Genomic DNA, 13,836 nt, shown 5'->3' on the forward strand with positions numbered 1-13,836 from the left:
CCTGCAATGGCGAAAACCCAACTCTCCCCCTTGGAAAATCGGCCACAAAGCCCCATTCTAAAAAAGCCTATGGCAAGGGAGGTCGATCATGAACGTCCACGCCACACCGAAGATCAAAGGTTATGGTATCTCCGTTGAGCCGTTAAACGGCCGGGTCGCCATTTACCGTAACGATATCCTTTTGGCCGAAAGCCAGAACGCCAAGGTGATGTACGAAACACGCCTGTCGCCCACCATTTATTTTCCGCGTCAGGATGTGAACGTGGACCTCGGTGACGAAACCGATCTGCAGACGTTTTGCCCATTCAAGGGCACAGCGACTTATCACAATGTGAATCTGGCAGGTGAAAACCTGGCCAATTCTGTCTGGTCGTACGAAGATGCTTTGCCGGAAAGTGCGGCCATTCAAGGTCACATTGGTTTCATGCCCAGCGCCTACACGTCTATCGATCTGGGCGACAACCGTCTGCGCGAACCCGAAGATGGCAACATAAGCGGCCCGTTGATCGACTGGCTGATGCGCGGTGCATCGCTGGCCGACACCCCAGAAGCCTTTACCAAGGCTCTGGCCGAAAAAATGTTGCAACACGGCGTTGCGATCCAGCGCCTGAGCATTTTGGCATGGTCCTTGCACCCGCTGATTGTCGGGAAACATTACATTTGGGAAAAAGATCAGCCCGAGATTCTAACACGGGCCCCAACATATGAAATCTACGACCACCCGGCATTCCTCAACAGCCCGTTGCGCCACGTTTCCAATGGGATGGGCGGTGTTCGTCAAAGAATAAACGATGACAACCCCCATAACAGTTTCCCGATTATGGAAGAACTGCGTGAGAAAGGGGCAACGGACTATGTGGCAATGCCGCTGCCCTTTTCGGACGGGCGCACCAATGTGCTGACCCTGACCTGCGATCATCCAGATGGTTTCACGACAGAGAATCTGGGATTGGTCTTTGAATGTGCATCAGTGATTGCCCGCTTTTACGAAGTGTTTATGCAGCGCGAGAATGCCCAAGTGCTTCTCGAAACATACGTGGGCAAGCGCTCTGGCGCTCGTGTTCTTGGGGGTGAAATCAGGCGTGGTGACGGGGACGAGATTGATGCAGCCATCATGTTCTGCGACCTGCGCGATTCCACCAGCCTGGAAGAGCGATTGGGCAGAACGGCCTACATCAATCTGCTGAACGAGTTTTTTGAAACCGTTTCAGGCATCGTCCACGATAATGGCGGTGAGGTGTTGAAGTTCATTGGCGACGCTGTGCTGGCCGTTTTCCCTGCAACCGATGACAATCCCGCCGCCGCGCGCGCCAATGCGCAACGAACTTCGATTGAAATCGTTGAAAGGTTGGGGGAATTGCGGAAATCCGAAGCAGATATCCATTGCGATTGCTCAATTGGCGTGGCGTATGGACGTGTGACATATGGCAACGTGGGGTCGCGCGAACGCCTCGATTTCACAGTGATCGGGCAAGCCGCGAACATTGCCGCTCGCCTTGGGGAATTCGGCAAAGCGTCAGGTCACCGCATTGTTGTATCCGAGGATATCGTGCCCGCTTGTGCCAATGCACTGCCGTTGGGTAAGGTCAGCCTGCACAACGTATCAAAGCCGGTGCTATCTTTCGCGTTGCGCACCTCAGCAGATGAGATTCTGAACAAATGAACACCCGTCGGCCTATCGAAGAGTTCTGATTTATTGCGCCAATTCACGACCTGAAGCCCACCAGATTAAGCAGCGCGTCCAACTTTCTTGCACCGCGCGGAACTACCCAACAGCCCTCAGCAAGATCAGCGCGGTTTGAGCTGGAGAAACCGAGGTTTGCAGTTGAGCAATCTGGCTGCGCGCCTGATAGGTGTCCGTGAGCTTCTCGACAGCCTCTTTACTGGTAAACTGAGCCAGATCACCCGATCCTGTTAGCTGACGCAAACGGTTCTTAAACTCGGACAATTGAGTGTCGATATCCAATCGCGCGAACGCAGACGGCAATCCAAGCGCTGTCTCCATCATGCTGCGAAGCGGTGGTAATCCCATCAGATCGAACCATTTCGTATCACCACTGGAACCGCTCTTCGCCAGATCGACCAACTGATGTTGCGCATACAGCGAAATACGCATCGTTTCATCAGATTCACCAACCGAAATCTCAAAACGATTGACCAAGTTTTTATTAGCGACTTTCTCCATATTTGTGACAAGCTCTGTTTTTCTGACCTCACCTGGGCCGAACCCAAAAGCATCAGAAAACTCGCGATATCTTTTGTCCGACAGACGGTTGGACAGCGCATCCTGCGCGTTGCTCCCATCTTCCAGAACTTTTTGAATAAAGAACCGGTTGTTCAGATCGCCTTCCAATCCAAAGGCGCCCAGCGCGACCTGCAGCAACCGCCGATCAGATACCAGATCTTCTGCGGATTGAACCTTACCGATATTGTCCAGAAAATACTTGGTTTCTCTCTCATTTACGTTCGAAGACGTGAAGCTTTCAATCTGGGCGTCATATGTGCGCTGAAGAAACCGCCAGCCGACCAGCCCACCTGTTGGTATGACGGGTCGGAATGTCATTGTTGATACGCCATCAACCGCTCTTCCCGCGGCAACAAAGACCGCAAGGATTTGAGACATTTGTAGTAGTGCTCAGCAACCAGCGCGTCCGTTGCTTCAGCCAAAACGCGACGACTGTCGGCGTCGGTAAAGACCTGGCTCAGTTCTTCGACCCGGCGCAACAACTGCTGACGGGCATGATCTGGCTCCATGTCTCCCGACAGTACAAGTTGGGCTGCGTAACACACGCGGCGCACCGGCGTATTCGCCTCATTCGGATGAATCGCGTCCCGTAGCCGCAAAACGTTTGCCTCAGGTGTCACGATCGAAAATCGGCTGCGGCGGCCCCCGTTTTCGATCACAACCCCGTTGATCAGAACCCTCTCTTTTGGGGCGAGCTTCAAAACCAACCCGCCCATCAGGTCGCCCTCATCTGGCGCAACCCGCGCAGAACAGCTGTGTTGATTTCAAGAAGAGGTTCGACAGTAGCATTGTTGCCCAGGATCTGGCTGCTGTGATGTTCAGTGAATTCGGCCAGATAAAAGATCCGGGCTCTAAGATCGTTTGGCAAAGCGTTATCCGAATCTGAAACACCGGTCGCCAGAACCGTCCACAATCGTCTGTTCTCGTGCAATGCTTGCACAAACGCAGAGAAATCCGTCGTTTTTTGGGCTGCGGCCGCTTTGAGCCGACGCGTGATTTTCGAAATTGCTTCGTATTCCGTGTCACGCGGCGTGCGTATCGGAGCGGCAGTCTGCGCATATGCATTTTGAGCAAGCGTTTGCGGTGTCACTTGAAGTCCTTCCAATGTGCCGTCTTTAGGCGATCAGGGTTGGGGCGCGAAAGCCGCGCCCCAGCCAGATTCCGAGCTTAACGAAACAGCGATAGGATCGATTGCGGCGCCTGATTAGCAATCGACAACGACTGCGTCGCCAGCTGTTGCTGAACCTGCAGCGCCTGCAGACGGGCCGATGTCTCTTCCATATCCGCATCGACCAGAGAGCCGATCCCCGATCTGAACGAGTCGGTCAGGTTAGAGACGAAGTTCTGCTGAGTCTCAATCCGCCCTTGTGCCGAACCAAAGGCTGCGGCGGCGTCGATTGATGTGTTGATCAGTGTCTCAATCGTACCAAGTGCCGCGGCTGCTCCCGCGTCAGAAGACACGTCAACCGAGCTTAGCGCACCAAGCCCACCGGACCCTGCATTGGTGAACTGGGCCGACACAGTAACGTCACGATCAGCATCTGCGCCAGCGGTTGCTGTACCCGTTACGAAAGACAGCGTACCCGCCGCGCTGGAATCATAATCGATAGCAACGCCAGTGATACCAAGCGCGTCGATTTGATTCTTCAGCCCGACGGCAACAATGGCATCAGTATAGGCGGCATCATAAGTGCCAGACGGGTCGAGATCACCGGCCTGAACCGTGTAAGACGCCACTTTGTCACCAATGGTAATCGCTATCTTGTCACCGGCTGCAAAGTTGTCGGTCCCGCTGTTGATCACGATGTCACCGCTGCCACCGGATTTGTCCATGGTGAAACCGGCCGCATCGTTATCAGTTGTTGCGTTATCCGATCCCGCAAGGACGCCTTTGCTGGTGTAACCGCCGGTCGACAAATCCTGACTTGCAACCGAAATCGATGATGAGCTCACGTTGCCGGAACTGTCACGGTCCAGCGAGGACAGGATCGAAGCAGTCCCTGCCGAGCCATCCACCAGATTCAGGCCGTTAAACTGCGCAGCTCCAACGACCGAGGCGATCTGATCCCGCAGCGCGCCGACATCGTCATTGATTTTATCTCGGTCAACGTTGTCTTCCTGAGCGGAAACGATCTTTTCCTTCATCTGGGTCAGAAGATCGGTCACTGTTTCAGATGCGTTTCGCGCAACCGCAACTGTCGATTCACCCAAGGCCAGACTGTCTTTGATTGCCTTGAATCCTTTGACGTCCGATTCCATGACCTTGGAAATTGCCCAAACAGCAGAGTTATCTTTTGCAGTGGCAACGTCCTTACCGGTCGAAATCGCGTTCTGGGTCATTTCCAGGTTTTTGTTGACCGACTTCAGGGTCTGCAGCGCAACCATTGCGCCATTATTTGTCAGAATGCTGGACATAGTTTTCATCCTTTTCCGTTCGGGCCTTTAAGCCCTTGTTCACCCCACAGAATCTGCGGGAATTGGTGTCTTTCTGACCTGTGCGATGCGCCGTGCGGCTGTTCGCGCCACCTGCTGTTTCAGGTGCAGGATCACTTTTGAGGCCGATCCCCTAACGGAGTGCTAAAACGCGCGAACCGGAAATTTCGGATTTGAATCAAACCTTCGTCTATGCCCGCTTTTCCAGTTTTGCATGACCACGAACTGGAAAACCGCTGCGCTGCCCGTCTGCGCCATAAGTGCTGAACTCCTGCCGAATTCGTCTTAGCTCGGCCATACGACCAGCGACTGCGCGAATTCCTTCCGCTGCGCTGTTCAGTAATGCCTGATTTCGCTCGACCTTGTTTTGTACCCGACTCAACTCGTTACTGTCGCGAACATGAAGATCATTGATCGAACCGATCAGTTTTTCCTTTTCTGGCGCCATATGCGTCAACAGATCCAAATCCCCTTCCACCAGCGCTGCGCGCTCCAGATCCAGAATTTCTTCGAGCGATTTGATGAGGGATGTATTGGGGTCAGGTGTCATTTGTTTTCTCCATCATTGATTGCAGAAGAATTTCGGACAATCCGACGCCACCAGATCGGGCCAGTTGCTGAGCTTGATGCTGTACAAGAAACGAAGAAAACTGATCCTCGCCCGCGCCGCCCTCAAAGGATTGCCGTGTTTTGCCCAAGCCTGCGGATTTCAGCATTTCAGCCAAAAACACCGCTTCGAGGTCTTCGGCCGCAGCCTGAAGCCTGTTCGCGGTTGACGGCGGGGTGGCCATCTGGGGCAGTGGGGAAACCTTCATTGCTTTCTCCGAAAATTGCTTCGAACTTTCTCGATCAAAAGTGAAAGCAGTTAAAATAAACGTAACTTCCTGCAGGCAAATTCCCGGTGAGACAAACGGAGCCGGAGCAAAATGCCCAACCCGCATACACTGGCAACCTCGACGCCAATCACGCCTAACAAACCCGGCGCCGGCCAAAGGGAAAATCACGATTCCAAAGGATCGACAAGCTTCCTTGACGTCATGAAGGAAGAGGATATTCCCTCCGAACCGGAGGCCATGATTGCAGACGCTCAGGACACGGAAGCGGAGGTAGAGGCTAGGACCCCTGACGTTGAAGGAACCCCTCCCTTACCGCCCAAGCTGCTGGTCGAAAATCAAGTATCCCAGCCAACAAGGGTCGGTGAAAACATAACCACAACTCAGCCGGTGAATGATAACGCCTCCGAGGTTGCACCAACACAAAATGAAACATCCATGGTCACCAATCCTGAGGCCAATCTCGTGGACGAAGTGCAGAGACCGGTTTTGAGACGAGATGACCAACCAATGCGCACACCGACAAGCGCGACGCCTGTGCTGTCTGAGGGGAAAAATTCAGGAAACCCGGCCTCTGCAACACGGGGATCTGAGATCATTCGCTCGGACGAACCGGCGACCGCTCAAACAGCGCACTCCGCCGGACCAGTTTCCAAACCCTTTGTTACCCCGTCCACAAAGGATTCGCGGTTGGCGGTTGATTCACAGTCGCCCCCTATCCCTGCTGACACAAGCGCCCGGGCGCAAGCGCCAAAGCCTGCTCCGACCGTCGCGCAGCTTCAATTGATCGCTGCGGCCAAGGCCGCCGGCTCAGATGAGGTTCAGCAAATCGAAAAAGCAGAAGGGCTACTTTCTGCAAGGGATGAGCCATCACTTCAGACCACGCGCGATTCAGGGCCTCAACTGATTTCAACATCGGCGACAACGCGCGCCGAAATCGCTAGGGCGATTGCTGGCCAACTGGCCGCTGCCATCCAGTCAAGACCCGGTTCCGGGGCGATTGAAATCGCCCTGAACCCGGAAGAACTGGGGCGCGTTTCCATCGTGCTGAATGGTCGAGAAGACGGGCTGCATATGACAATTGCAGCGGAGCGCCCCGAGACGCTGGACCTGATGCGACGGCACATGGCGACGCTGACGGCAGAGTTCCAGAAACTAGGATATGGCGAGATGTCTTTCGATCTGGGAACTTCGCCGGATCAACACCACGAGAACGCAGGTTCGCAGGCAGGATCGCTTTTCGAACCGGCCGCCAACGAAAGTGAGATTCGAACTGACCCCGTTCCGCGGCGTACTGCCCCGGGCAGGGGTATTGATATGAGGCTTTGAAGCATGATCAATCCAACTCAAGCCACACAACACGCGGCGCAGAATCAGACTACATCGGCATCAAAAACGTCCGCAGTGACTTCGGATTTTGAAACGTTTTTGCTGATGATGACTACGCAAGCGCAAAATCAGGATCCTTTGGAACCAATGGATTCGTCGGACTATGCGTCGCAGCTGGCGCAGTTTTCGATGGTAGAACAACAGGTGCAGACCAATGACCTGCTGGCCGCGTTGGCGACCGCGATGGGCAGCGTAAATCTAGATGAATTAGCGAGTTGGGTTGGCATGGACGTTCGGTCTGCATCGGCTTTTCACTTTGATGATGAACCGATCACCCTGTTTACTCAACCGGATCCTGCGGCAGACGAGACGACTTTGGTGATCCGCGATGAAGAGGGTAATGTCATCGATCGCATCACAGTGCCGGTAACCGAAACGGAATATGTATGGGCCGGTACGGATTCTGCTGGCAACCCGTTGGCATCGGGGACCTACTCAGCAACGCTGGAAAGTTATGAAAACGGGAAACTACTGTCCGAACAATTGGCGTCATCCTATCACCGTGTTGTCGAAGCGCAGGCCGGGGATGATGCGATTGTCTTGACGCTGGAAGGCGGTCTGGTGATATCAGCAACAGAGGTCACGGCGATCCGAACAGGCGCTTGATCTGACGGACTGGACGGGCCAAACCTTGGCAACTTCCGACTCGCCAGAAGAATTGGTAATGCCGCTGTCCGATTTGCCCTCACCACCTTCCGATCTAGTTCGGCAGCTCCAAGATCAGGGGTTGATCGGCTCGGGTGCGCGATTTGAAACGCTGTATGGTGGGCGCACCAATCAAGTGTGGAAGGTTCTTGGGGGCGATGGCGACAAAGTTCTGAAACTGTACCAAACATCCCTTAGAAATCCGCTGTTCCGCAACGATGCAGAACTAGAGGCGCGTTGCCTAAAGGCCTTGGAGGCTTCTGGTTTCGTGCCTCGATTGCGGGCGACCGGCCAGCATCAGAACGATCATTGGGTTTTTTACGACCACGCGCCTGGATCACCTTGGCGGGAAAATCCTGAACCTGTCGCGGAATTGCTGCGCAAGTTGCATTCGCATCCCTTCCTAGACGTCCCCCCGGATGGGTGCAATGGCAGCGCTGATCTCACGGCGCACGGGCAAAAGATATTGGATGGGTGCGCATCAGAAACCCGCCGCAGACTGATCAAATTGCGCCCAGCGCATAAGGTACCTGCGACCACCCAAACCTGCCTGATCCATGGCGACCCTGTTGCCGGGAATATTCTTGTGGCGGAAAGCGGGGTGACATTGATTGACTGGCAATGCCCGGCTGTGGGCGACCCTTGCGAAGACATTGCCTTGTTTCTGTCACCGGCCATGCAACGCCTTTATCGGGGCACACCCCTGACCGCCAAGGAAGTAGACCGATTCCTGTCAGCCTACAAACACCCAGAGATCATCGCCCGTTTCGAAGTTCTTCGTCCATGGTTTGCATGGCGTATGGCCGCATATTGCTTGTGGCGTGTCGAGAATGGCGCCACCGACTATGCTGAGGGGTTGCGGTTGGAAATGGAGACGCTCTGAGTTGATGAGATCTCAGAGATCGGCAAACGCCATAGCAGCGTAAGCGGGCGGCATGATCGCGCGACGCCAGCGACCAAAAGGAAACCGCCGCGGAGTCTGTGTCATTGGCGTAGGCAGGTTAATGTCTTGCCCCAACGCCAGTCGCGCCAACGCCCTTCCACAATAAGTCCCCATGGCGACACCATTTCCGTGATAGGCAAAGCCGGCAAGCAGTCCCGCCTGCCCCTGCACAGGCCCAACAAACGGCAGCAATCCACGCGACATGCACACCATACCCGACCAGAGATGAGTCGCTTCGACCCGTGACCAATCGGGAAACATGCGCTGAAAATCCTGTTGCACCTTTTGCCGAATTGCGGCCTCGCTGCGCGGGGAGGATCGCAACCCGCCCCGCATGCCGAACAGAAAACGCCCATCCGGCATCAGTCGAAAATAGTGCAGCAGGTTTCGGGTATCATAGCACATCTGATCCGACGTCCACCCCTGCGCCAACCGCTCTGCTTGGCTTAGGGGCCGGGTCACCATAACAGTGGATTGCGCAGGCATGTATCGGGCAGACATCCAGGCTGGTATATCCTCGCTGGAATATCCGTTGGTGCAGACAAGAACCTTTTTGGCGTTGACCCGACTGTTGGGTGTCTGCAGCACAAACCCTGATCCCACATTCTGTATGTTTAACACCGCGCTTTTTTGGAAGAATTCAACGCCAAGGGCCGCGGCGGCTTTTGCTATTCCGAAAAGATATTTCCGTGGGTTCAATCCAAATCCCACCGGCAGAGTGAGCCCTCCGTGGAACGACCCTCCGATACCTATCCCGGTCAATTCATGTTGCTCGTGCAAAACTCCCGACGCATCCACAGTCCGGCGCAGCTTTTCCATCGCGCGAGGGGAGTGAGCCAGCTGGGTTTCGCCTTGCGAATGGGTATCAGCTTCGATTTCATGAACCGCCAGCAGATCCGATACCAACTGAACAGCGTCCAGTTCAGCCTGGCCATAAGCTTGTGCCGCCGACTGCCCAAACCGGCGTGCAATTTTTGCGTGATCAAGCTTTGACCCGCCCAGACAACAAAATCCGCCATTGCGACCTGATGCGCCCCATCCTGGCGTTTCAGCTTCGAACACGGCGACGGAAACTGCGCTTTCGACCAGATGCAACGCGGCAGAAACACCGGTGAAACCACCTCCGATGATCGCAACATCCACACTGGTTTCATCCTGATGCTCGGGCCAATCCGGGCCGTCGATTGTCTCATCCCACCAACACCCCTCGCGCGGTCCAGGGCCGTAGGTGTAGTCTGGGAAAATACGCCTCATTCCGCGCGTTCAGCCGCCAATTCGTCCTGCCGTTGACGCATCATCGCGCGTTTGGTGACCAGCGATGCGGTGACGACGCCAACAGTGACGACCGCAATCATGATTGTTGAAAGCGCGTTGATTTCGGGACTTACACCCAAGCGCACCGCCGAGAAAATTTTGATCGGCAAGGTCGTGGCTGACGGGCCCGAGGTAAAGGACGCGATCACCAGATCATCCAGCGACAAGGTAAAGGCCAACAACCACCCCGAGATCACCGCCGGCGCAATGATTGGCAGGGTCACGAGGCGAAAGGCCTGAGCAGATGAACATCCCAAATCCAGCGCCGCTTCTTCTAATGATCGATCAAAGGTCACGAGGCGCGACGATACAACGACGGAAACAAAGCACATCGAAAACGTCGTATGCGCCAAAACGATCGTCAGAATACCCCGATCAAGCCCGATGCCGATGAACAATAACAGCAGGGACAAACCTGTGATCACTTCGGGCATCACCAGCGGGGCGTAGATCATACCCGAGAACAGCGTACGGCCAAAGAAACGCCCGCCGCGCACCAGCACATAAGCCGCCGCTGTACCCAGAACAGTTGCCAGAGTCGAAGAGAACACTGCGACGCGTACAGTAACCCATGCAGCATCCAGAAATGCTTCGTTCTGAACCAGTTCACCGTACCATTTGGTCGAGAACCCGGCCCAGACAGTGACCAGTTTGCTTTCGTTAAAGCTGAAGATGATCAGGATGATCATCGGGATATAGAGGAAGGCAAACCCCAGCGTCAGGGAAACCGTGTTGAACCAGCTTAACCTGTTCATTGCTCGGCCTCCGTCTGCTTTTGCTGGTTGCGTTGGAACAGTACGATCGGGATGATCAGGATCAGCAGGAGAACCACCGCCACGGCACTTGCCACTGGCCAGTCCCGGTTCGAGAAAAACTCTTCCCACAACACCTTGCCGATCATCAGCGTACCGGATCCACCCAGCAGGGACGGGATGACGAATTCACCTATCACCGGGATCATCACAAGGAAGCACCCGGCAATGATGCCCGGACGGGACAACGGGATTGTGACCAGCCAGAATGCCTGCACGCGCGAACAGCCCAAGTCTTCGGCAGCCTCGATCAGAGATCCATCCATCCGTTCAAGCGCCGAATAGATCGGGAGAATCATGAAAGGCAGATAAGTGTAGACGATGCCGATATAGACCGCGGTATTCGTGTTCAGAATGGTCAGCGGAGTCGAGATGATACCCGTCCACAGCAACAACTGGTTCAGATACCCGCCCTCGCTGAGAATACCCATCCACGCGTACACACGGATCAGGAACGAGGTCCAGAATGGCAGGATGACCAGCATCATCAGGGTTGGGCGCCATTCTTCCGGCGCTCTGGCCATGCCGTATGCGATGGGGTAACCAACAATCAGGGTCAGCACGGTCGAGATCAGCGCGATCTTGACGCTGGACAGATAGGCTTTCCAGTACAGGTCATCTTCTGTCAGCCAAACGAAATTCTCCAGATCTAATTGGCTGAAAAACTCTCTGATACCGGCCCAACCCTGAGACAGATCCAGCGTCGGCGTGTAGGGCGGGATCGCAAGGGCCGTGTCAGACAGCGAAATTTTCAGAACGATGAAGAATGGCACCATAAACAGGGCCAAAAGCCAGACATATGGAACGGCGATCAAAAAGGCGCGGCGCATCAGTTGGCCAGCAAAACCGCAGCCGTTGCTGTCCAGGACAGCCAGACCGGGTCTTCCCAAGTGAAGGATCGACGCGAGATTCGCCGGGTATTGGCCGATTGCGCCTTGATAACAGTGCCATTCGCCAGCTCGACATAGTAGGTGGATAAGTTGCCCAGATAGGCGATGTCATGCACTTTGCCCTGGATGGCGTTTACGGCGTCTTCTGGCCTCTCGGCGGAGATTGTCACCTTCTCGGGCCGGATCGCCAGATGGCACGATTGGCCGTTGGACAATGCAGTGGCTGAGGTCGCAGTCAGTGGCGTCTGCCCTTCGGCCCAATCGACCTGATAAGTCTCATCTCCGCCCGGCGTTGCGCGACCTTCGATAATATTCACGTCGCCAATAAAATCCGCCACGTAAACCGAGTTCGGGTTTTCATAGATGCGATCGGGCGTGGCAACTTGTTTCAATTGCCCCTGATCCATCACAGCAACACGGCTGGCAACGGTCATCGCCTCTTCCTGATCGTGGGTCACAATCACGAAAGTGGTGCCGGTCTTTTCCTGAATGTCCATCAGTTCGAATTGCGTGTCTTGCCGCAGCTTCTTGTCCAAAGCGCCCAACGGTTCATCCAGCAACAGCAGTTTGGGCGCTTTGGCCAGCGATCGCGCCAATGCCACGCGCTGACGTTGCCCGCCCGAGATCTGATGCGGTTTGCGGCGGGCGAATTGTTCCAGTCGGGTCAGGCGTAACATCTCTTCGACGCGTTCTTGCAGATCATATTTGGGCATGTTGTCCCTGCGCAAACCAAAGGCAATGTTGTCCCAGATGCTCAGATGCGGAAACAGGGCATAAGACTGGAACATCATGTTTACGGCGCGTTTGTTGGGCGGGATCGGATCAATGTCCTGACCCCCAAGCAGAATGTGCCCTTCCGTCGGGGTTTCAAACCCAGCCAGCATCCGCATCATCGTGGTTTTCCCACAACCGGACGGTCCCAGCAAAGCAAAGAATTCACGCTCAAAAATGTCCAGAGACAGGTTGTCGATTGCCGTGAAGCTCCCGAAACGCTTGGTCACATTTTGGAACTGGATCAATGGTTTCGCCTGTGGGTCTTCCCACGGCGCAAAAACGTCAGAGTTCAAAGCGGCCCCCGCATGTCGGTCAGGACAGAAAATACGCTGGGCGGTGTCGACACCGCCCAGCGTCGAATAGTCGGATCAGGTACCAGACTTGACCTTGGTCCAAAGACGAGTCACGACCCGCTGCACCTTCGCGGGATAAGGTGTGGTGATGTAGAGATTCTGCATCGTAGCATCATCCGGATAGATTGCCGGATCACCGATCACGTCTTCCTCAAGAAATTCCTGAGACGCTTGGTTGCCGTTCGCGTAGTACACATAGTTCGACGCGGCGGCCATGTTGTTGGCGTCCAGAATGAAATCAAGGAACTTATGCGCGCCTTCCGGATTTGGTGCATCCGCCGGAATGGCCATCTGGTCGAACCACATCAGCGATCCTTCGGCGAAGGCATGATATTCGATCTCAACTCCATTGTCCGCCTCGGCTGCACGGTCCCGCGCCTGAAGGATGTCACCAGACCAGCCTACGGCAACACAGATATCGCCGTTTGCAAGCGCGTTGATGTATTCTGAGCTGTGGAATTTTTGAATATGCGGCCGGACGCTGGTCAGAACCTCTTCAGCTTTGCCAATCACGTCTTTGTCGTGGCTGTCGGGATCCTCACCAATGTATTGCAGAACCATCGGGATGATTTCCGAGGGTGCATCCAGGAAATGCACCCCGCACGAGGCCAGCTTTTCCATGTTCTCAGGCTTCAGGACCAGGTCCATGCTGTTCAAAGCAACATCATCGCCCAGCACTTCTTTGACTTTGCCGACATTAATGCCGAGGCCGGTCGTTCCCCACATGTAGTTAATGGAATACGCGTTGTTCGGGTCGTAGCCTGCGGTGCGTTCCTGAATGACGTCCCACAGGTTGCCAGAATTCGACAATTTCGACGAATCCAACTCTTGGAAGGCACCTGCCTGAATCTGACGTTGCAAGAACGTCCCGGACGGCACCACCACGTCATAGCCTGAGCCACCGGCAAGCATTTTGGTCTCAAGGACCTCGTTGCTGTCAAATACGTCATAGATCAGGGTCAGGCCTGACTCTTCTTCGAATTTACTCAGCAGATCCTCGTCGATGTAGTCGGACCAGTTGTAAACACGCACCTCATCGGCAAAAGCCGCCGATGTCCCCAATGCGATGACCGCTGTCAGCGTCAGCGTTTTGATTATCATATTCTTCTCCCTGCGAATGTACGAGTATCTTCCCGTTTTTTTGGATTTGATCAAGTTTTGCGTTTTCCCCCGATCCAGCGTATGGTTTCACGAGGTCCGCCACC

At 54.8% G+C, this 13,836-nt stretch carries 15 protein-coding genes; 4 read left to right on the top strand and 11 right to left on the bottom strand.

The features are described from left to right. Positions 1-88: 88 nt before the first annotated feature. Positions 89-1,663 (top strand): DUF427 domain-containing protein, encoded by a 1,575-nt coding sequence (locus tag Q1B13_RS15565; RefSeq protein WP_299081999.1) that lies wholly within the window; start codon positions 89-91, stop codon positions 1,661-1,663. A gap of 102 nt (positions 1,664-1,765) precedes the next feature. On the opposite strand, the gene Q1B13_RS15570 is transcribed toward Q1B13_RS15565, so the two are convergent. The 6 genes from Q1B13_RS15570 to Q1B13_RS15595 form a co-directional block, all read right to left on the bottom strand. Beyond that, on the bottom strand, positions 1,766-2,563 hold the full coding sequence (locus tag Q1B13_RS15570; RefSeq protein ID WP_299081996.1) for a DUF1217 domain-containing protein: 798 nt from the start codon (positions 2,561-2,563) through the stop codon (positions 1,766-1,768). Further along, on the bottom strand, positions 2,560-2,961 hold the full coding sequence (flbT, locus tag Q1B13_RS15575; protein ID WP_298937369.1) for a flagellar biosynthesis repressor FlbT: 402 nt from the start codon (positions 2,959-2,961) through the stop codon (positions 2,560-2,562). The genes Q1B13_RS15570 and flbT overlap by 4 nt, the downstream gene beginning before the upstream one ends. Further along, positions 2,961-3,335 (bottom strand): flagellar biosynthesis regulator FlaF, encoded by a 375-nt coding sequence (gene flaF, locus Q1B13_RS15580; RefSeq protein WP_298937370.1) that lies wholly within the window; start codon positions 3,333-3,335, stop codon positions 2,961-2,963. The genes flbT and flaF overlap by 1 nt, the downstream gene beginning before the upstream one ends. 77 nt (positions 3,336-3,412) lie before the next feature. Beyond that, positions 3,413-4,660, bottom strand: coding sequence for a flagellin (locus tag Q1B13_RS15585; RefSeq protein ID WP_298937371.1), 1,248 nt, complete (start codon positions 4,658-4,660; stop codon positions 3,413-3,415). Between the two features lie 208 nt (positions 4,661-4,868). Next, positions 4,869-5,228 (bottom strand): flagellar biosynthesis protein FlgN, encoded by a 360-nt coding sequence (locus Q1B13_RS15590; protein ID WP_299081993.1) that lies wholly within the window; start codon positions 5,226-5,228, stop codon positions 4,869-4,871. After that, on the bottom strand, positions 5,218-5,493 hold the full coding sequence (locus Q1B13_RS15595; RefSeq protein WP_299081988.1) for a rod-binding protein: 276 nt from the start codon (positions 5,491-5,493) through the stop codon (positions 5,218-5,220). The genes Q1B13_RS15590 and Q1B13_RS15595 overlap by 11 nt, the downstream gene beginning before the upstream one ends. A 111-nt stretch (positions 5,494-5,604) precedes the next feature. Between Q1B13_RS15595 and Q1B13_RS15600 the strand changes: the two genes are divergently transcribed. Genes Q1B13_RS15600 through Q1B13_RS15610 form a run of 3 tightly spaced genes read left to right on the top strand, consistent with a single transcriptional unit; the run spans position 5,605 to position 8,428 of the window. Then, positions 5,605-6,840 carry a flagellar hook-length control protein FliK gene (locus Q1B13_RS15600; RefSeq protein WP_299081985.1) on the top strand — a complete coding sequence of 412 codons (1,236 nt, stop codon included), beginning with the start codon at positions 5,605-5,607 and terminating at the stop codon, positions 6,838-6,840. Between the two features lie 3 nt (positions 6,841-6,843). Further along, entirely contained in the window at positions 6,844-7,506 is a 663-nt protein-coding gene (locus Q1B13_RS15605; RefSeq protein ID WP_299081980.1) for a flagellar hook capping FlgD N-terminal domain-containing protein, read from the top strand. 58 nt (positions 7,507-7,564) lie between these two features. Further along, entirely contained in the window at positions 7,565-8,428 is an 864-nt protein-coding gene (locus tag Q1B13_RS15610; RefSeq protein WP_299081977.1) for an aminoglycoside phosphotransferase family protein, read from the top strand. Between the two features lie 12 nt (positions 8,429-8,440). Here Q1B13_RS15610 and Q1B13_RS15615 read toward each other — a convergent pair whose 3' ends face one another. From Q1B13_RS15615 to Q1B13_RS15635, 5 genes are all read right to left on the bottom strand, one after another. Then, positions 8,441-9,742 (bottom strand): FAD-binding oxidoreductase, encoded by a 1,302-nt coding sequence (locus Q1B13_RS15615; protein ID WP_299081973.1) that lies wholly within the window; start codon positions 9,740-9,742, stop codon positions 8,441-8,443. Then, a complete protein-coding gene (locus Q1B13_RS15620; protein WP_299081970.1) occupies positions 9,739-10,557 on the bottom strand; it encodes an ABC transporter permease in 819 nt (272 codons plus the stop codon). The genes Q1B13_RS15615 and Q1B13_RS15620 overlap by 4 nt, the downstream gene beginning before the upstream one ends. Further along, entirely contained in the window at positions 10,554-11,444 is an 891-nt protein-coding gene (locus tag Q1B13_RS15625) for an ABC transporter permease subunit (RefSeq protein WP_299081967.1), read from the bottom strand. Before Q1B13_RS15625 ends, Q1B13_RS15620 begins: the two co-directional genes overlap by 4 nt. Continuing rightward, complete coding sequence (locus Q1B13_RS15630) at positions 11,444-12,571, bottom strand: ABC transporter ATP-binding protein (protein ID WP_299081964.1); 1,128 nt, start codon at positions 12,569-12,571, stop codon at positions 11,444-11,446. Before Q1B13_RS15630 ends, Q1B13_RS15625 begins: the two co-directional genes overlap by 1 nt. Before the next feature lie 75 nt (positions 12,572-12,646). Beyond that, positions 12,647-13,732 carry a polyamine ABC transporter substrate-binding protein gene (locus Q1B13_RS15635; protein ID WP_298937381.1) on the bottom strand — a complete coding sequence of 362 codons (1,086 nt, stop codon included), beginning with the start codon at positions 13,730-13,732 and terminating at the stop codon, positions 12,647-12,649. Between the last annotated feature and the right edge of the window lie 104 nt (positions 13,733-13,836).

The organism is uncultured Ruegeria sp. (genome assembly GCF_947489545.1).
Lineage (GTDB): Bacteria > Pseudomonadota > Alphaproteobacteria > Rhodobacterales > Rhodobacteraceae > Ruegeria.